Source organism: Cellulophaga omnivescoria (assembly GCF_027915275.1).
Lineage (GTDB): Bacteria > Bacteroidota > Bacteroidia > Flavobacteriales > Flavobacteriaceae > Cellulophaga > Cellulophaga omnivescoria.
Genome location: NZ_CP115819.1, coordinates 2,896,874 through 2,916,896, shown reverse-complemented (window position 1 = coordinate 2,916,896; position 20,023 = coordinate 2,896,874). Strand labels below are relative to the sequence as shown.

Genomic DNA, 20,023 nt, shown 5'->3' with positions numbered 1-20,023 from the left:
CTAAAATAATGTTATTTTAAGTAGTCTAAAATATCTTCAATTTTATTTAAGGTTAAAAACGAATTAGATTCCTCTTCTTCTTTAGATACGGTTTCATGCACCCAAGTTGTATGAAAAGGAATGTGTACAGCCTGTGCTCCTAGCTTTACAATAGGTAACACATCAGACTTTAAAGAATTACCTAACATTACAAATTCTGAAGTTTTTATTTGAAGATGATCTAATAAATTTTTATAATTCTCTTCTTTTTTATCACTTAAAACTTCTACGTGATGAAAGTATTTTTTTAATCCAGATTTTTCTAGTTTTTGTTCTTGATCTAGTAAATCTCCTTTAGTTAAAACTATTAATCTGTATTTAGACTGAAGCTTTTGTAAAACAGACTCTACACCTGGCAATAACTCAACAGGTTGGTCTATCATTTCTTTACCAATATCTAAAATTTTAGCTATTACAGAATTGTTTACTTTGTTATTAGATATCTCTAAGGCAGACTCTACCATAGACAATACAAATGCTTTTATGCCGTACCCGTACCGACCTAAATTTTGCATTTCCATTTTAAACAATTCCTGATCTATTTTATTTTTAGTTTCATAGCCTTCTAATAATTCTGCAAAAGTTTCTTCTGCTTCTCTAAAATAAGTTTCATTAACCCAAAGTGTATCATCGGCATCAAAACCAATAACTTTTATATTTTTAAAGTCTACTTCCATTCTGCTTGTGCTCTTTCTAAATCCTCTGGTGTATCTATTTCTATACCAGAAGTATTATCTACAATCATTTTAATTTTTTTTCCATATTCTAGATAACGAATACACTCTATTTTTTCTGATGCCTCTAAAGGTAACATTGGTAGATTGTAAAAATCCATAAGAGCATTTTTTCTAAAGGCATAAACACCTTTATGCTCGTAATATTTTAGTCCAACATTTTTTTCTCTAGGGTAAGGAATTGGCGAACGAGAAAAGTATAATGCAAAATTTCTGTTATCTACTATAACTTTTACAAAGTTTGGATCTTTAATTTCATTTTCATCTGTCATTTCAGACATAATTGTAGCAAGATCTATTTCTTTTTTATCATCATTTTTAAATACCGATAATAATTCCTCCAACCCTTCTTTAGGCGTAAAAGGCTCATCCCCTTGTATATTAAAAACTATATCTACGTCCATATTTTCTACAGCCTCTGCTATACGGTCACTACCACACTCGTGTTCCTTAATGCTCATTATAGCCTTACCACCAGCCTCTGTTATTGTCTTGTAAATAGTGTCACTATCTGTAACCACAAAAACATCATCAAATAAATTTGTTTTTATAGCGGTTTCATAGGTTCTAACAATAACGGGTTTACCTGCTAAATTTTGCATTAGTTTACCCGGAAATCTAGACGCTGCATACCGTGCAGGAATCATTGCAATAATCTTCATGTATCTTTTATCTATTTTTTTCGTTTAGGCATTAATTTTCTGTACATTCTAAAAATTAATGCTAATATAATAACTACCAAAACAGCTCCAATAACAGGAGCTATAATAGTTGCTGTAGATACAACTACAGCTGTACCTGTTTCTACTGTTGCTACAACAGGATTTGCTAAACCACCAGTTGTAGCGGTAGAGGTTAGCCTAGTTGCTGCAGAAGTACCTTTTATGGCGCTGGCTGTACCACCACCTGCAATAATTGCTAAAGACCAAGTAATTACCGGATCTAAATTAGCTACTGTAGATACCATTACTGCGGTACCCGCAATTGCTGCCAAAGGTATGGCGGCAGAGTCTAATAAATTATCTACCCAAGGAATAAAGTATGCAAAAATTTCTACCAAAGTAGCTACACCTAATACTATTAGTGCTGGTAAACTACCTATCCAAATCCAACTTTCATTTAATTCCCAAGCTCCAAAATATGATGCTAAACTTAATGCAAATAAAGGCAAAAAGACTCTAAAGCCTACAGATGTAGCTAAGCCAATGCCTAAAAAAATACTAATAATGGTTTCTGATGTCATTTGTAATGGTTTTATGTGTTTAAGTTGCTTTTAAAAAGCAGCTATATGGTTAGTTATACACATATATTGTACCAAAAATAGGTTATTCCCAATCAAGAAAAAAATCGTTCTTAAATCCTATTAAATACAATTGTTTTTTAGCTCTTGTTACTGCGGTATACAACCAACGCAAGTAATCTTTATCTATGCCATTTGGCAAATAGGGTTGTTCTACAAAAACTGTATCCCATTGTCCACCCTGACTTTTATGGCACGTTATAGCATAAGAAAATTTTACCTGTAATGCATTAAAATACTTGTTGTTTTTAACCTTTAAAAACTTTTTATATTTAGAGGTTTCATCTGCATAGTCTAACATAACCTCTTGGTACAAGCGGTTGCTTTCCTCATACGGTAAAGAAGGTGTTTCTGCGTCTATAGTATCTAACAATAAAACAGTTTCAAAAGCAGGCATATTTGGGTAATCTACCATTTTTACATTTACTTCTGCAAACTTAAAACCGTACAATTCTTTAATAGCAAAAATTTCTAAAATCTCTAAAATATCACCGTTTGCAATAAAACCAGCTTCTGTTGTAGGCTTAATCCAAAAATAATTATTTTTTACCACCATCATATAATCTCCTGTAGAAATTACATTTTCTAAATATAAAATACGATTTCTGATATTGGCATTATACAAATTGGCACGTTTGTTAGAGCGTACAATAAAAGCCGTTTCTTCTTTTCCGTTTTGTGCATAAGAATCTTCAATAGCTTCTAAAATATCATTACCTTCTATTAAACGCACAATGTCTTTGTACGGATTAACATCAAACTTAAAATCTTCAAAAAAACTACCGTGCAACTGCTCTCTTAAATTAGTTGCATTCATTAAAATACCCGAGTCTTCTGCCTGCCTCATTACTTCATCCAACTCTACCTTAGTAACATCTTTATTATAATTTAAAGATAGTCTGTCTTCATCTAAAGCCGGACTAATATCTAGTTTTACCGGTGGTAACTGAGCTGTATCTCCAATTAAAACCAGTTTACAATTTTTACCAGAATACACATAAGACATTAAATCATCTAACAATGAGCCATTTTCAAATAACTTGGAATCTGACGGCGCATCTGGTATCATAGACGCCTCATCTACAACAAAAACGGTATTTGTATGTTTATTAGGTGCCAAGGTAAATTGTATACCTCCACCGCTTTGTTTTTTAGGAAAATATATTTTTTTATGTATGGTAAGTGCCTTTGCATTGGAGTAATTAGACATAACCTTTGCTGCCCTACCTGTTGGTGCCAAAAGCACAGCTTTCATTTTAATATTCCACAAATTTGTAACTATAGTTCCTATAATTGTTGTTTTTCCAGTACCAGCGTAACCTTTTAAAAGAAAAAGATCATCATTATTTTTGGACAACAAAAACTGAGATAACTTCTCTAAAGTAATGAGTTGCTTTAAAGTAGGCTCAAAAGGAAATTTTTCTTTTAATAAATTAAAGAATGATGTAGAGGTAGGTAGATTCATAAGTCTTCAAAGATAATGATGAAATTTAAGCTGAAATACTTTTGTGATTAAAAAAAAATTGTAGATTTGTGTCAAACCACTAAATAAAAACAACAGTATACTAATGAAAACCGTAATTAAAATTGTTCTTTGGTTAGCAGCTATCTTTTTTGGATATATGATATACCAATCTGTAAATGGTCCTATAGAATTTAAAAAAGTAAAACAAGAGCGCTTCCAAGCTGTAATTAACTCTTTAAAAGATATTAGAGATATACAAGAAGCTCATAAATCTGCCACTGGTAAATTTGCTCCTAACTTTGATGCTTTAGTGAAGTTTGTAGAAAACGGAAATTACTACATTATACAGCAAAGAGATTCTTCTTACATGGAGTATGACAAAGACTTTGGTATTGATTTACAAAGAGACGTTAAAATTGTAGATACCTTAAATGTTATACCTGTTAAAGATTCTTTATTTAAGAACGATGATAGATATAAAACATTAAAGTTTGTACCTTTTTCTGAAAATGGAAAAGCTGAGTTTGATATGAAAACAGCGACTATTGAAAAAGGAGGAAAAGAGGTTTCTGTATTTAAAGCATCTGTTAAAAAAGACGTTGTTTTATATGACCAACCTAAAGATTTAAGAGACAGAGAAAATGCCTTAAATAGTGTTGAAGAAATAAATTTTGATGAAATTATAGTTGGTGACTTAGATGATGTAAGCACTAGCGGTAACTGGCCTCCTATTTATGACAGAAAAACAAAAAAATAATACTTTAGATACAACATCTAATTATAAAAAATTGTCCATTCAAATTAGTTTGAATGGACTTTCTTTTTGTGTTGTTGACACTCTAGATAATACCATTTTAGTCTCTAAAAGAAAAATTTTTAATACAGAACTAGATCCTTTAGAGTTAGAAAAAGAACTTGTTACTATGTTTAAAGAGCATAATATTACAAGTGATTCTTATACAGAAGTAATTGCTACGCACAGAAACACTTTATTTTGTTTTGTGCCAAAACCTTTGTTTGTAGAAGACGAGAAACACAATTATTTAAAATACAATACCAAAGTTTTAGCAACTGACCTAATTGCACATGATGAAATAACAAACTTTGATATTGTAAATGTTTTTGTTCCCCTAGTTAATATTAACAATTACATTTACGACTTATTTGGTGATTTTACCTACAAGCATAGCTCTTCTATTATAACATCTTCTTTACTTAATGCAAACACTAACAATGATATTACTTGTTACGTGTACGCATCAGAAAAACAAATGGATATTGTTATAATTGACAAGAAAAAACTACTCCTTTTTAATAGTTTTGAGTACTTAACTACAGAAGACTTTTTGTACTACCTACTTTTTACTTGCGAACAATTGAAATTAGATAATGAAACGGTTATACTTAGATTGTTTGGAGATATAGAAGAAGATAGTACTATTTATAAAAAATGCTATAATCATTTTAAAAACATTAGTGTGTACGCACCAGATAACAGTACTTTTCAACTAGGAGATTACACTAAAAAAAATATAGACTTTACCGTTCTAAACGCCCTATAATGCGCATAATATCAGGAAAATTTAAAAGCAAAAGACTAATAGCACCAAAAAAGTTACCGGTTAGACCAACTACAGATATGGCTAAAGAAGCCTTATTTAATATTTTAAATAACCATTACTATTTTGAAGATATTAGCGTTTTAGATCTTTTTGCTGGTACAGGTAATATAAGTTATGAATTTGCATCTAGAGGAACAGAAAACATAATATGTGTAGATGCAGATTATGGTTGTGTAAAATTTATAAACCAAACAGCTAAAGAACTAGATGTAAATATATCTACCATAAAAAGTGATGTTTTTAAATATTTAGAACGTACAGCCATCAAGTCTACAATAATTTTTGCAGATCCACCATACGATTTTTCTACAGAAGATTTTGCAAAAATACCAGAATTGGTTTTTAAAAACGATTTACTTTCTGATGATGGTTTGTTAATTGTAGAGCACTCTAAACACACTAAGTTAGATAACTTACCAAACTTTTCCTATCTAAAAAGATATGGAGGAAGTGTTTTTAGTTTTTTTGAAAAAGAAACAAAAGAAGAATAAAAAAGAGCAGGTAATAAGCCGGATTCTGTAAAGCCAACTAGTGGCTTCCCTATCATTTATCTAGGCTTTTAGTTACCTAAAAGCTCAAACCGCCTACCCTTTAGCTTGGGCGTGTACCCTTATAACGCTAATTTACATGGCGTTGCACCGCATAGAGTTTACCTGGTTTCACTACAGCATTACCTGTACATACTTTCTGCTGCACTTGTCCTCGTTTTACAACGGACGGGAATTACCCGCTATGCTACACTATGGTGTCCGGACTTTCCTCTTTACAAAACAAGTTTGCAAAGCGATAGAGTAACCTGCTCGTGGCAAAGGTAAATTAATTGTTGATAAGTAAGCACTATATCTTTGTAAAAAATAAGGTAAAATGAAGCCATATATTTATATTTGTACTGTAACATTAGTTCACTAATAAAAGCATAGTAATTGGAACCATTTGTAGTATCAGCTAGAAAATATAGACCACAAACATTTAAAGATGTTGTAGGGCAACAAGCTATTACAAATACACTTTTAAATGCCATACAAAACAACCACTTAGCCCAAGCTTTGTTGTTTACAGGTCCTAGAGGTGTTGGTAAAACAACCTGTGCACGTATTTTAGCAAAAATGATAAATTCTGATGGAGAAGAAAATCCAGAAGAAGATTTTGCGTTTAATATTTTTGAACTAGATGCTGCCTCTAACAACTCTGTAGACGGTATTAGGAGCTTAATAGACCAAGTACGCATACCGCCGCAAGTTGGCAAGTACAAAGTTTATATTATAGATGAGGTACATATGCTTTCGCAGGCTGCTTTTAATGCATTTTTAAAAACCTTAGAAGAGCCACCAAAACACGCTATTTTTATTTTAGCTACTACAGAAAAACATAAAATTATACCTACTATTTTGTCTCGTTGCCAAATTTTTGATTTTAAAAGAATTACGGTAAAAGACGCTGCAGAATATTTAAAATACATAGCAGAAAACCAAGGTATTGAAGCCGAAGATGATGCTTTACATATTATAGCTCAAAAAGCAGATGGTGCCATGAGAGATGCATTGTCTATTTTTGATAGGGTGGTAAGTTTTTCTGGAAAACAATTAACCCGAAAGGCAGTTACAGAAAATTTAAATGTATTAGATTACGATACTTATTTTGAAGCAACAGACCATATTTTACAAAATAACATACCGTCTTTACTAATACTATTTAACACTACACTTAGCAAAGGTTTTGACGGCCATCACTTTATAATCGGTCTCGCGTCTCATTTTAGAGATTTAATGGTGTGCAAGCATCCAAACACCGTTAATTTGTTAGAAGTTGGTGACGAAGCAAAAAAACGATACCAAGAGCAAGCTCAACAAACCAACAACGCCTTTTTATTGAAAGCCATAGATATTGCCAACACTGCAGATCTCAACTATAAAACAAGTAAAAACCAGCGCTTGTTAATAGAACTTGCCTTAATGAAATTAGCCTCTATCACTTTTGATGGAGAAAAAAAAAATCCTGAATCCCTAGCATTAAGTAATCAAATAATTACACTAGTACCTGCATCTCATTTTAGAGAAAGCAAACCTAAAACTAGTAATACTGCAGCAAACACCAAACCCAGCGCTAGTACAACTAATAACCAAAAAGCTAAAGAAACTGCTCCTGTCTACACAGATAACTCTACTATTGCTACCCCTACTAAACCTGTAGTTGCGGCAAAAACAGTTACTAAAGAAGTAGCTGCTACACCTGCTATAAAAAAGCTAAACATTAATTCTCCTAAAAGAGTATCTGGTTTATCTTTATCTAGCTTAAAAGCTAAAGAACAACATAAATTAAATAAAGTAGATGTAGTTGTTGACGAAAGCACCTTACCTAATGATGATTTTGAAGTTGAAAGACTTCAAGAATTATGGAATAAGTTTGTTGATAAAATAGAAGCTCAAGGTCAGCGTATTTTAGCATCTAACCTAAATAGTGACACACCTGTTTTAAAAGACAGAACTACAATTAGCATACAATTAGCTAATGACACTATGAAAAAGGAGGTTGAACGTGAAAAGTACGACCTTATGGAATACTTAAAAAAAGAGCTTAATAACTACTTTATTACGCTAGAAATTACAGTAAATGAAGAAGCTGTAAAAAAGTTTGCATTTACACCTGAAGAAAAATACCAAAAATTAAGAGAAAAAAATCCTGTCATAGACTTACTAAGACAGGAATTTGATTTAAGTATTTAAAAAGCAATCTACTACTCTCCCATCGCATATTTAATACCACCATATAAATGCTCTAAAAAAACAGGATTTTTAAATGTTACGTTAGTATGTCCTAATCCCGTATAGAAAGCTCTACCTCCATCATAATCATGGTACCAAGCCATTGGATGGTAATCTCCATTTTTACCTCCGCTATAACTCTTTTCATCTACGTTTAATAACACATTTACATTTTTATTTAAATCTTTATAATTATACCACTCATCTACTTTCTCCCACGTTTTACCTAACATTTTGGTTGATAAATGCGTACTATCTACAACTTGCAACGTAGCTTTCTGCACCTTAGGATGCCCATTAAAATAACCTCCAACTAGTTTGTTATACCATGGCCAATTATACTCTGCGTCTGCAGCTGCATGTATACCAACGTAACCACCTCCAGATTTAATATATTTTTCAAAGGCTTTTTGCTCTTCGTCATTTAAAATATCACCTGTAGTATTTAAAAACACAACTGCCTTGTATTGTTTTAAATTAGATACAGTAAACAAGGCTGAATTTGCCGTAGTGTCTATTACAAAATTTTTGTCTTTTGCCATTTTTTCTAGGGCTAACACACCACTATCTATAGATCCGTGCCTAAAACCAGCAGTTTTAGTAAACACAAGAACTTTGGGACTTTGCAATCCGCAAGAAAAGAAGGAAACACCTAAAAACACTATCAATAGAACTTTAAAAAATATAGATTTCATAAAATAATTAGTTATAAAATGGTTGATTTAAATTACGGTAAGTTAGTAAATTTATAAAAAGATAAATCTTTTATTTTTAAATAGTTACAAATCTATAGCAATAATTGCGACTTAACACCCAACATAAAATACAAGCTAAAATATTTAAAAACAGATATTTAAATTAAAATATGTTGCAAAATCACCAAATAAAAACATTTAACAAATAGTACAAAATTGTTACTTTTTTCTACATTTTATTTCATTATTGGATGATTTATGTTACATTTAGGCTTTAATATAATTTTAACAAAAACACTTACCTTTGTAATTTATTACAATAACAAGCGTTTTTAAAGTATCTATTATATTTAAAATAACTAATCAACCAAAACCTTTAAAAGGCATATTTTCTACCTTAGAAAATATGTCTTTTTTATTTGCATCCAAATCAATATCATTATTTTTGCAACTTAAACAAACACTATGCTAGGCTTAAAACTACCTACAGACCCAAGATGGGTAAATATTGTAGAAAAAAATATAGATGATATATTAACAGACCACGCTTTTTGTGAGCAGAAAGCTGCTGCTACAGCAATATCTTTAATAGTTAGTTTTCCTGAGTACACAGAATTGGTACAAGAGATGGTTGCTTTAACCAGAGAAGAAATGGGACATTTTAAAATGGTTCATGACAAAATAATTGCTCGCGGAAATACCCTAGGTAGAGACCGTAAAGACCAATATGTTGTAGATTTATTAAAGTTTTTTCCTAAAGGAGGTAGCCGAACCACACAACTGGTGCACAGACTCTTATATGCTGCCCTAATAGAAGCTCGTAGCTGTGAACGCTTTAGATTACTTTCTGAAGAATTAGCCGATAAAGAACTGGCAGAATTTTACAGAAAACTAATGATAAGTGAAGCCGGACACTATACTATGTTTTTAAATTTTGCAAGGCAATACGGAGACCGTGATGAAGTAGACCAAAAATGGCAAGATTTGTTAGAGTATGAAGCTAACCTAATGAAAAACTTAGGGGCAACTGGTAATGTACACGGGTAATATTAAATTGACTCCTTATTTTTTTGGTACAAGGTTTTAATCATACCATCTGAAAGGCCTATTTTAGGCACATGTATTTTTTTAGCTCCAGACCACTTTGCTGATGATAAAAATACACGTGTGGCTGGTATAATTACATCTGCCCTATCTTGATTTAAACCTAGTTCAGAAACTCTATCTTCATAAGACATGCTCTCTAAAAAATGATACTGAGCATTAAGCCAAATATAAGATAAAGGTTCCCCTATTTTTCGGCCAGACATTTTATGTAGCTTATTTATATTACCACCAGAACCAATAATTGATACTTTAGACAAATCTCTGGTATATAATTTAATCCACTCTTCTAACTGATTCCAAACCTTTACACCTACCATATCATTTAACAACCTAACGGTTCCAATTTTAAAAGATTTAGATGCTACAAGTTTACCTTCAGAAAAAACAGTAAACTCGGTACTACCACCACCAACATCTATATACAAATAAGCTTGGTCATTATTTATTAATTCTTTTAAATCTGTAGACGCTATAATTGCTGCTTCTTTTTTACCATCTATAACTTCAATATTAACTCCCGCTTCGTCACGTATTTTTTCAATAACCTCATAGCCATTATTAGCTTCTCTAATTGCAGATGTAGCACAAGCCATATAACTTTCTACGCCGTTAACATTCATTAATAATTTAAAGGCTTTCATTGCATCTATCATACGCTCAACATTACGGTCAGATATTTCTCCTACAGTAAAAGAATCTTCACCTAAACGTATAGGCACCCTAACTAAAGAACTTTTCCTAAATTCGGTTTTTTTGTCTTTGGCTTCAATAATATTATGTATAAGCAACCTTATGGCATTAGAGCCAATATCTATTGCTGCAAGCTTAAAAATCTTCAAAATAAAAAATCTATTTACTTAATTTGGTCTTGTAATAATCATATAATTCAAACTGAGAACGCAACTCAGGAGCATCACTTTTACGATAAGCATTGTCTTGCTTTTCAGAAAAAATACGTGCTTTTAAATTATCGTTCCAAGAAATATCAAACGTATCTAGTAATTCTTTCTTTATATCTTCATCATAAATTGGGCATCCTACCTCTACTCTAAAATCCAAGTTACGTGTCATCCAATCTGCCGAAGAAATATAAACTTTAGGATTACCATTATTACCAAAAACAAATAACCTAGTATGCTCTAAAAACTTATCTACAACACTTATAGCTTGTATATTTTCACTCATTCCTTTTACACCAGGAATTAAACAACAAACGCCTCTTATAATTAGTTGTATTTTTACTCCAGCGTTACTAGCCTCATACAGTTTATCTACCATTTTGTATGATGTTAAACTGTTCATTTTTAATTTTATGTAAGCTTCCTTACCTGCTTTTGCGTTTTCAATCTCTTGATCTATTAACGCTTTAAAAGCATTTTTTGTATAATGAGGTGAAACAATTAAATGTTTATACTTATTAATTTTATAAGTTGTTTCAAAAAAATCAAAAACTTTGTTTAACTCTTTTAATATTGATGAGTGTGCAGTAAAAAGCGTATAATCCGTATAAATTTTAGCAGTAGACTCATTAAAATTACCTGTACTTATAAAGCCATAGCGCTTTAATTTGTCGTTTTCTTCTCTTTCTATTAAACATATTTTGCTGTGCACTTTTAAACCTGGAACTCCAAAAATAAGTTTAACACCTTCTGCCTGCAAAAGTTCTGCATATTGTATGTTTGCTTGCTCATCAAACCTAGCTTGTAACTCTATTTGTACTGTTACCTGTTTTCCGTTTTTTACTGCATTTATTAGTGATGAAACCACTTGAGAATTACTTGCAAGCCTATAAACAGTAAGTTTAATGGTTCTTACTTGCGGATCTAAGGCAGCCTCTCTTAAAAATTTAGTAATGTATGAAAATGTGTGGTAAGGCGTGTATTGCAAATGGTCTTTTACCGCAATTTGCTCTAAAATACTACCCTCAAAATTAAAATCTTTAACTAACAAAGGTGTTATTTTATCATACATAAGGTCTTTACGTCCTAAACTAGGAAACTTCATATAATCCCTGCGATTATGGTAAATACCACCAGGAATAATACTATCAGTTTCTTCAATCCCCATTTTTTCCATTAAAAAAGAAAGGGTGTCTTTTGCTATTCTTTTATCATAAACAAAACGAACGGGATCACTAATTTTACGATGCTCTACACTAGAAGATATTTTTTCTATAAAACTTTTACTTAAGTCGTTATCTATATCTAGTTCTGCGTCTCTGGTTATTTTAATCATATGAGCAGAGATAGATTTATACGTAAACATATTAAAAATATGACGTAAAGAGTACCTTATTAAATCATCTAGAATAATAATATAATTCTTATCTCCTTCTTTTGGAAGTACAACAAAACGATCTATATCTTTAGGTATTTCTATTAAAGCGTATTTATTTTCTGGAACATCTTCTACACCATCTAAACTTGTTAGTACCATTTTTACGGCTAAATAAGCAGCAGTATCTTTTAACAGAGGAAATTCGCGTAAATCATTTAAAACAATGGTCATTAAACGCGGACTAACTTTCTCCATAAAATAAGTTTTAATAAAAGCCGCCTGACTTTTACTAACTTCTTTTTCGTTAATAATGAATATGTTTTCTGATTCTAATTCTTTTTCAATATCACCAAGTATTTTTAAACTTTTGGTTTGTTGTTTAATTACAATTTTGGTTATTTCTTCTAGTAAATCTTTAGCTTTTTCTCCTCCTAAAACACTTTTTCCTGTTTTACCCGCATCTACAATGCGTTTTACAGTGGCGTAACGTACCTTAAAAAACTCATCTAAATTATTAGAGAATATTCCTAAAAAACGCAATCTTTCAATTAAAGGCACTTTAGTATCTGCACTTTCCTGTAAAACACGAGCGTTAAAACTTAACCAACTAATTTCTCTATTTATATATTGATTTTTTGACTTAATCATTCTTTAATTGTTTAGGAAAAATTACATTTTGCGTGCTACCCTTAGTAATAGCACCCCACTCTAAAATATTAAAACTTAATTCTACTAATCCAGATGTAGGAACATTCTCTATAACCTTATCTCCATACATATTTACAATATGTGTTAAGGCGTGGTTATGCCCAAAAATTACAACATTTTGCAACTTGTTATCTAATGACTTTATAAAATTAATAACGTGCTCTCCAGAAAAGTCATAAAGCTCATCATAAATACGCAGCTCACTAGAAGGAATATTTAAAACTCTTAAAAAAATATTACACGTATGTAAAGCTCTATTGGCGGGACTAGAGAAAACAGCATCTATTACCGGCTTATTAATTGCGCTTGCAACCAAATAAGCATCATTAATACCACGTTCTAACAAAGGTCTGTCTCTGTCTGAAACATCGTAATTCCAAGAGGATTTTCCGTGACGAATTAGGGTAAGTTTTTTCATTTAATTTTAATGCTACTATAGATTAAAAAATTAAATGGAAAAATACAAAAACTTATTAGATTTAACTTAAAGTATTAAGGGTTCTTAATTATTTTTTAATCTTTCCTCCATTTTTTAGTTTCCTCAAAAACGTGAGTCAGGATAGCTTCATCCTCTGCAGTAAACTCAACATTACGTCTAGCCATCATAATCTTAGCAGTTTCAAAAGCTTTTTTAGTACCATATGTTGTAAAACCAGATGCACCACCCCAACTAAAACTAGGTACAAAATTTCTAGGGAAACCAGGCACATAAATATTTACATTTACACCAACTACTGTACCTGTATTAAACATTGTATTTATTGCACTTTTACTATGGTCTCCCATCATTAAACCACAAAATTGCAAACCAGTTTGTTCAAAACTCTCACTTTCATAATTCCAAAGCCTAACTTTAGCATAATTATTTTTTAAGTTAGAGTTGTTAGAGTCCGCACCTATATTACACCATTCACCTAATACAGAGTTGCCTAAATAACCTTCATGACCTTTGCTAGAGTAACCAAATATAACAGAGTTACTTACCTCTCCACAAATTTTACTAAAAGGACCAATAGTGGTTGCTCCGTAAATTTTTGCTCCCATTTTTATTATTGCATTGTCACATAATGCTAACGGACCACGCACCATAGCACCTTCCCAAATCTCTGCGTTTTTACCTATATAAATAGGACCTTTGGTTGCATTTAACATACAGTACTCTACTGTTGCTCCTTCTTCAACAAAAATATTATCAGGATTTATAAGTGTATTTGTATCAGATACAGGAGCGCTTATACGCCCTTCAGTTATTAAATTAAAATCTGCTTGTAAGGCCTCTTCATTTTTAGAAAAAATATCCCAAGTTTTTTCAACCGTTATTACATCTTCTTCAAAATAAATTTCCTCATAAGAATTAAAATCTACTTCTTCTTGTGCTTCTTTTGTAAAAAAAGCAACAATATTATCTTTATGATATATAACTTGGTTTTCTTTTAAGTTGGTAATTAAAGTGACCAAATTAGGGTTTGGCAGGTATGATGAGTTTATCATTACATTCTCCTCTAGCTCTACCATTGGATGCTTATCACTTAAATAGTCTTCTGTAATTGTACTTGTAGTGCTTCCTAAAAACTTTTCCCATTTTTCTCTAATAGTAAGTATTCCTATTCTAATTTCTGCAACAGGTCTAGTATAAGTAAAAGGTAATAAAGCTGTTCTTGCGGCACCATCAAATAAAATGTAATTCATAAGACTAAAGTATTTTGTGTTAAACTAAAAAAGTCACGTTTCAAAATTAATTGAAAAGTGACTTTTAAAAATATTATTGAAAAGAAATTATTACTTAGTAAATTTCTTGTATTTGTTTTTAAACTTATCAATACGCCCAGCAGTATCAACTAATTTAGCCTTACCTGTGTAAAATGGGTGTGATGTTCTAGAGATTTCTAATTTTACTAATGGGTATTCAACACCATCAACCTCTAATGTTTCTTTTGTATTTGCAGTAGATTTAGTTAAAAATACTTCATCGTTAGACATATCTTTAAACGCTACTAATCTATAATTCTCTGGGTGTATACCTTTTCTCATTTTTTAAAACTTTAATTCTTCTAAATAAATTTAGCGGTGCAAAAATACGCTTTTTTATGAAAACCACAATACTTAACTAAAAAAAATAATAAAAAAATAAGCGGCATTTTTCTGTAACAAAAATAATAAAATGAATACATATAATATAACAACCAAAAAATATAAATTAATATGGAAGAGAATACACCAAAAACAGGAAAATATGCTTTAAAATACGGTTTAATGTTAGGCGGAATTAGTATTGCGTTTGTACTTATGTTATTTTCACTAGATATGCATTACCAAGGAGGCGCAATGGTTTTTTTAATTAGTGTTCTATTGTCTTTAGCTTTTATTATTATAGGTATGCTACAATTTAAAAAAGATAACGGAGGATTTATATCTGTAGGTCAGGCTTTAAAAGTAGGCGTAGGTATTAGCTTAATAGGTGGCATAATAGGCGTAATATTTAACCAAATACTGGCAGGCGTAATAGATCCTGATTTTATGACTAAAGCAACTGAATATCAAAAAGGAATGCTTTTAGAATCTGGCCTATCTATGGAACAAATAGAAGCTAACATAGAAATGTCAAAACCTTTTCAAACCCCAGTAATGCAAATCTTATTTGGTCTTCTTTATAGCATAGTTGCAGGATTTCTACTTTCATTAATTCCTGCATTCTTAATAAAAAAGCAAGAAACAATTTAGGAATTTGTACTTTTGAATATATTTTCAAGAGTACCCTATGAATTTATCTATTGTTATTCCTCTTTTAAACGAGGAAGAATCTTTAAAAGAACTACATGATTGGATTGTATCCGTAATGCAATCCAATCATTTTTTATATGAAATACTATTTATAGATGATGGTAGCACAGACAATTCTTGGAAGATTATTTCAGAATTATCTACTACTAACCCCAATGTAAAAGGCATACGTTTTTTAAAAAACTTTGGAAAATCACAAGCACTACACGCTGGTTTTAAAGCAGTAAAAGGTAACGTGGTTATTACAATGGATGCAGACTTACAAGATAACCCAGAAGAAATACCAGAACTTTACAACCTTATTATTAATGACGGTTACGACCTAATTTCTGGTTGGAAAAAAAAGCGATACGACTCTGTAATTACAAAAAATCTACCTTCAAAACTATTTAACTGGGCTGCACAAAAAACTTCTGGAGTTAAACTTCATGATTTTAATTGTGGTTTAAAAGCTTACAGAAAAGAAGTTGTTAAAAACATAGAAGTATCAGGCGAAATGCACCGCTATATACCTGTACTTGCTAAAAATGCTGGCTTTACTAAAATTGATGAAAAAGTTGTGCAACACCAAGCACGCAAATACGGAAGCACAAAATTTGGTATGGAACGTTTTATAAATGGCTTTTTAGATTTAATAACCATATGGTTTTTATCTAAATTTGGAAAAAGACCTATGCATTTGTTTGGTGCTTTGGGCGCACTAATGTTTGTTATTGGTTTTGGTTTTGCTCTATATTTGGGTATAGATAAACTATTTCTTAATAAATTTGGCAGGTTAATTACAGAAAGACCACAATTTTACATCTCTTTAACCGCTATGGTTATGGGCAGTCAGTTATTTTTAGCCGGCTTTATAGGAGAAATTATTGTACGCTCTAAAAAAAACGAAACAAGATATTCTATCTCTGAAGAGTTAAATATCAACTAAATTATATTGTACCACTTAAAAATATACTAAAAATGAGTTCAATTTTAGATACCGCAAAAACTTGGCTTACTACTACTTTTGATACCGAAACAAAAACAAAAGTAGAAGATTTAATAAAAAACAATACAGAAGAACTTAATGATAGTTTTTACAAAAACTTAGAATTTGGTACTGGTGGTATGCGAGGGGTAATGGGTGTTGGTACAAACCGAATTAATAAATACACCTTAGGTAAAAATACCCAAGGAATAAGTAATTATCTAAAAAAAGTATACCCTAATGAAGATTTAAAAGTTGTTATTGCTTACGATTGTAGACATAATAGCGATACACTTGCTAAAACTGTTGCAGAGGTTTTTTCTGCAAATGGCATTAAAGTATTTTTATTTTCTGACCTAAGAACAACACCAGCATTATCTTTTGCCGTAAAGCACCTAAATTGCCACGTTGGTATTGTACTAACAGCATCTCATAATCCTCCTGAATATAATGGCTATAAAGTATACTGGACAGATGGCGGACAGATTGTACCACCACAGGACAAGGAAATTATTACAGAAATTAACAAATTAGATTTTAGTGAAATTAACTTTAATGCAGACGAAACTAAAATTGAATTAATAGACATAGAAGTTGATGAAGCATTTTTGAGTGCATCTGTAAAAAACGGAAGTTTTAATGCTAAAGGAAAAGACAATTTTAAAATTGTTTTTACATCGTTACACGGTACGTCTATAACTGCTGTGCCCGAAGTTTTAAAACGTGCGGGTTATACTAATGTTACCATTATTGAAGAGCAAGCTAAACCAGATGGTGATTTTCCTACGGTTGTTTCTCCTAACCCAGAAGAACCAGAAGCATTGTCTATGGCTATAAAAAAAGCAGAGGAAATTGGTGCCGATATGGTTATTGGTACAGATCCAGACTGTGACAGACTTGGTATTGCTGTTCGTAATTTAGAAGACAAACTAGAGCTACTAAACGGCAACCAAACTATGGTTTTAATGACCAAGTTTCTTTTAGAACAACGTAAACAAAAAGGGTTTACTGGAGATGAGTTTATTGGTTCTACTATTGTTTCTACACCAATGATGAATAAGTTGGCAGACCAATACAATGTAGAGTGCAAAACTGCATTAACAGGCTTTAAATGGATAGCTAAAATGATAAAAGACGCACCAAACCAATATTTTGTTGGTGGTGGCGAAGAAAGTTTTGGTTTTATGGTTGGTGACTTTGTTAGAGATAAAGATGCCGTAACCTCTACTCTACTGGCTTGTGAAATTGCTGCAAATGCAAAAGCTAACGGCAGTTCCTTTTATAAAGATTTAATAGATACATATGTAGATTGTGGTTTTTACAAAGAAAAACTAGTGTCTTTAACTAAAAAAGGAGCTTCTGGTGCCCAAGAAATTAAGCAAATGATGGAAGATTTTAAAAACAATCCAGTAACCACAATAGATAATTCTAAAGTAGAATGGATTGAAGATTACAATACATCTATTGCCAAAAATATAATTACTGGAGAAGAAAAGGAAATTACTATTCCTAAATCTAATGTACTTATTTATATAGCTGAAGACGGTACAAAAATGGCTGCAAGACCAAGTGGTACAGAGCCAAAAATAAAATTCTATTTTAGTGTTAATACCAACTTAGATACAGCGGCAGATTTTACAGCTAAAAACGACGAATTAGAGCAAAAAATAAGCAGAATTCTAAAAGAACTCAAGTTAAATTAATGAAATATTTTAAAAAAATACTAGTATATGCAAAGCCTTACAAAAGCTATGCAATTCTAAATATTATTTCTAACATTTTTTACGCTTTATTTAGTACGCTAGCAATGGTATCTTTATTTCCTATGCTATCTGTATTATTTGGACAAACAGAATCTATTACTGTTGCGCCAGAATGGGCAGGCATTACAGAAATTAAAGATTATACTATAGACTATTTAAACTATTACATAACGCAAAATGTTGGTAGCGGTAACCAAGGCGATGCACTAATGCTAATGGTTGGCTTGGTTATAGGTATGTTTTTCTTAAAAAACTTATTTGGCTATTTAGCTATGTATTTTATTGCTTTTTTAAGAAACGGTGTTTTAAAAGATTTAAGAAATGCTTTGTATGATAAAACCGTAGAACTACCAATATCTTATTACTCAGAAAAAAGAAAAGGAGATACTATTGCCCGTATTACATCTGATGTTTTAGAAATTCAACATTCATTTTTATCTGTGTTAGAGTTAGCCGTTAGAGAGCCACTTACTATAATTTTTACCATTGCAATGATGGTTGCTTTTAGTGCAAAGCTTACCATTTTTGTATTTATTTTTCTTCCTATTTCTGGTTTTATAATTTCATTAATTGGTAAATCGTTAAAAAAGAAATCTGATAAAGTACAGAAAGAACAAGGTACCTTTTTATCTATTTTAGAAGAAACCTTAGGAGGTTTACGTGTAATTAAAGCTTTTAATGCAGAACAAACTTTTGCTAGTACCTTTCAAAAATCAACCAACAGATTTTTTAAATTCTCTAACAGTTTATTAAACAGACAAAACTTAGCTTCGCCCGCTAGTGAGTTTTTAGGCATTGGTGTTATTGGTATTTTACTTTGGTATGGCGGACAAATGGTTTTGGTAGAAAAAAGTATAGAACCAGAACTTTTTATTACCTATATGGGACTTGCGTACCAAATACTTACACCTGCTAAGGCCATAAGTAAAGCATCATACGGTGTTAAAAAAGGTAATGCTGCAGCAGAACGTGTATTAGAAATTTTAGAAACCGAAAATCCTATTGCCGAAAAAGAAAACGCAATTGCTAAGGAAGAATTTAAAAATAACATCACTCTAAAAAATATCTCTTTTAAGTATGAGGATGATTACGTGCTTAAAAACTTTAATTTAACAGTAAACAAAGGAAAAACCGTAGCACTTGTTGGTCAGTCTGGTAGTGGTAAAAGTACCATTGCAAACCTAGTTACACGTTTTTATGATGTAAACGAAGGTGAAATTGCTATAGATGGTGACAACATAAAAGACCTTACTAAAAAATCACTCAGAAACTTAATGGGCTTGGTTACACAAGATTCTATTTTATTTAATGACACCATTAAAAATAATATTGCTTTAGGTAAAACTAATGCTACGGATGAAGAAATTATTGAAGCCGCTAAAATTGCTAATGCTCACGACTTTATAATGGAACAACCTAATGGTTATGATACCAATATTGGCGATAGCGGAAATAAATTAAGTGGCGGACAAAAACAACGTTTATCCATTGCACGTGCGGTACTTAAAAATCCGCCAATAATGATATTAGATGAGGCCACTTCTGCTTTAGATACAGAAAGTGAGCGTTTAGTACAAGACGCTTTAGAAAAAATGATGCAAAACAGAACCTCTATTGTAATTGCCCACAGGTTATCTACAATACAAAGTGCAGATACTATTGTTGTATTACAAAAAGGAGAAATTGTAGAGCAAGGTACGCACACAGAGCTTATAAATAATAATAATGTCTACAAAAAACTAGTAGATATGCAATCTTTTGACATTTAAGAATAAACCAATTACACGTTAAAAAGTCAAAATA

General features: G+C 31.4%; 19 protein-coding genes and 1 other RNA gene. 9 read left to right on the top strand and 11 right to left on the bottom strand.

Translation table 11 applies throughout. The features are described 5' to 3' along the window. Positions 1-11: 11 nt before the first annotated feature. The 4 genes from PBN93_RS12920 to PBN93_RS12905 form a co-directional block, all read right to left on the bottom strand. Entirely contained in the window at positions 12-716 is a 705-nt protein-coding gene (locus PBN93_RS12920) for an HAD family hydrolase (RefSeq protein WP_077404757.1), read from the bottom strand. Further along, the gene (gene kdsB / locus PBN93_RS12915) at positions 707-1,435 is read right to left on the bottom strand and encodes a 3-deoxy-manno-octulosonate cytidylyltransferase (RefSeq protein WP_271080826.1); all 729 of its coding nucleotides are present in this window, start codon (positions 1,433-1,435) and stop codon (positions 707-709) included. Before kdsB ends, PBN93_RS12920 begins: the two co-directional genes overlap by 10 nt. Positions 1,436-1,446: 11 nt before the next feature. Then, positions 1,447-2,016, bottom strand: coding sequence for a DUF4126 domain-containing protein (locus PBN93_RS12910; protein WP_271080825.1), 570 nt, complete (start codon positions 2,014-2,016; stop codon positions 1,447-1,449). A gap of 82 nt (positions 2,017-2,098) precedes the next feature. After that, a complete protein-coding gene (locus tag PBN93_RS12905; protein WP_077404766.1) occupies positions 2,099-3,538 on the bottom strand; it encodes an ATP-dependent DNA helicase in 1,440 nt (479 codons plus the stop codon). A gap of 103 nt (positions 3,539-3,641) precedes the next feature. Between PBN93_RS12905 and PBN93_RS12900 the strand changes: the two genes are divergently transcribed. Genes PBN93_RS12900 through PBN93_RS12890 form a run of 3 tightly spaced genes read left to right on the top strand, consistent with a single transcriptional unit; the run spans position 3,642 to position 5,651 of the window. Continuing rightward, entirely contained in the window at positions 3,642-4,295 is a 654-nt protein-coding gene (locus PBN93_RS12900; RefSeq protein ID WP_077404769.1) for a hypothetical protein, read from the top strand. Further along, the gene (locus PBN93_RS12895; RefSeq protein WP_077404772.1) at positions 4,273-5,100 is read left to right on the top strand and encodes a DUF3822 family protein; all 828 of its coding nucleotides are present in this window, start codon (positions 4,273-4,275) and stop codon (positions 5,098-5,100) included. The genes PBN93_RS12900 and PBN93_RS12895 overlap by 23 nt, the downstream gene beginning before the upstream one ends. Next, positions 5,100-5,651, top strand: coding sequence for an RsmD family RNA methyltransferase (locus tag PBN93_RS12890; RefSeq protein WP_077404775.1), 552 nt, complete (start codon positions 5,100-5,102; stop codon positions 5,649-5,651). Before PBN93_RS12895 ends, PBN93_RS12890 begins: the two co-directional genes overlap by 1 nt. On the opposite strand, the gene rnpB is transcribed toward PBN93_RS12890, so the two are convergent. Further along, positions 5,651-5,963: RNase P RNA component class A (gene rnpB / locus PBN93_RS12885), an RNA gene on the bottom strand. The genes PBN93_RS12890 and rnpB overlap by 1 nt on opposite strands. Positions 5,964-6,083: 120 nt before the next feature. Here rnpB and PBN93_RS12880 point away from each other — a divergent pair. Next, positions 6,084-7,883, top strand: coding sequence for a DNA polymerase III subunit gamma/tau (locus PBN93_RS12880; protein WP_077404778.1), 1,800 nt, complete (start codon positions 6,084-6,086; stop codon positions 7,881-7,883). Positions 7,884-7,894: 11 nt separating this feature from the next. On the opposite strand, the gene PBN93_RS12875 is transcribed toward PBN93_RS12880, so the two are convergent. Then, positions 7,895-8,617, bottom strand: a complete 723-nt coding sequence (locus PBN93_RS12875; protein ID WP_077404781.1) for a ThuA domain-containing protein — start codon at positions 8,615-8,617, stop codon at positions 7,895-7,897. Between the two features lie 465 nt (positions 8,618-9,082). Between PBN93_RS12875 and miaE the strand changes: the two genes are divergently transcribed. Beyond that, complete coding sequence (gene miaE, locus PBN93_RS12870; protein ID WP_077403773.1) at positions 9,083-9,664, top strand: tRNA-(ms[2]io[6]A)-hydroxylase; 582 nt, start codon at positions 9,083-9,085, stop codon at positions 9,662-9,664. Between the two features lie 2 nt (positions 9,665-9,666). Here the strand turns inward: miaE and PBN93_RS12865 are convergent, their stop codons facing one another. The 5 genes from PBN93_RS12865 to PBN93_RS12845 all read right to left on the bottom strand — a co-directional run bounded on the left by PBN93_RS12865 (position 9,667) and on the right by PBN93_RS12845 (position 14,740). After that, positions 9,667-10,563, bottom strand: a complete 897-nt coding sequence (locus PBN93_RS12865; RefSeq protein WP_077403776.1) for a Ppx/GppA phosphatase family protein — start codon at positions 10,561-10,563, stop codon at positions 9,667-9,669. A 10-nt stretch (positions 10,564-10,573) separates the two neighbouring features. Next, positions 10,574-12,649: a polyphosphate kinase 1 gene (gene ppk1 / locus PBN93_RS12860; RefSeq protein WP_271080824.1), complete on the bottom strand. Its 2,076-nt coding sequence runs from the start codon at positions 12,647-12,649 to the stop codon at positions 10,574-10,576. Continuing rightward, the gene (locus PBN93_RS12855; RefSeq protein ID WP_077403782.1) at positions 12,642-13,127 is read right to left on the bottom strand and encodes a SixA phosphatase family protein; all 486 of its coding nucleotides are present in this window, start codon (positions 13,125-13,127) and stop codon (positions 12,642-12,644) included. Before PBN93_RS12855 ends, ppk1 begins: the two co-directional genes overlap by 8 nt. A 95-nt stretch (positions 13,128-13,222) precedes the next feature. Further along, entirely contained in the window at positions 13,223-14,398 is a 1,176-nt protein-coding gene (locus PBN93_RS12850; protein WP_271080823.1) for a GlmU family protein, read from the bottom strand. A 90-nt stretch (positions 14,399-14,488) separates the two neighbouring features. Continuing rightward, positions 14,489-14,740 (bottom strand): type B 50S ribosomal protein L31, encoded by a 252-nt coding sequence (locus tag PBN93_RS12845; RefSeq protein ID WP_077403788.1) that lies wholly within the window; start codon positions 14,738-14,740, stop codon positions 14,489-14,491. A 171-nt stretch (positions 14,741-14,911) separates the two neighbouring features. Between PBN93_RS12845 and PBN93_RS12840 the strand changes: the two genes are divergently transcribed. From PBN93_RS12840 to PBN93_RS12825, 4 genes are read left to right on the top strand one after another with little or no spacing between them, the layout of a single operon-like run. Next, positions 14,912-15,430 (top strand): DUF4199 domain-containing protein, encoded by a 519-nt coding sequence (locus tag PBN93_RS12840; protein ID WP_077403791.1) that lies wholly within the window; start codon positions 14,912-14,914, stop codon positions 15,428-15,430. Between the two features lie 37 nt (positions 15,431-15,467). Beyond that, positions 15,468-16,418, top strand: a complete 951-nt coding sequence (locus tag PBN93_RS12835) for a glycosyltransferase family 2 protein (protein ID WP_271080822.1) — start codon at positions 15,468-15,470, stop codon at positions 16,416-16,418. Positions 16,419-16,450: 32 nt separating this feature from the next. Beyond that, positions 16,451-18,160, top strand: coding sequence for a phospho-sugar mutase (locus PBN93_RS12830; protein WP_271080821.1), 1,710 nt, complete (start codon positions 16,451-16,453; stop codon positions 18,158-18,160). Continuing rightward, positions 18,160-19,989, top strand: a complete 1,830-nt coding sequence (locus PBN93_RS12825) for an ABC transporter ATP-binding protein (RefSeq protein WP_271080820.1) — start codon at positions 18,160-18,162, stop codon at positions 19,987-19,989. The genes PBN93_RS12830 and PBN93_RS12825 overlap by 1 nt, the downstream gene beginning before the upstream one ends. Positions 19,990-20,023 lie beyond the last annotated feature (34 nt).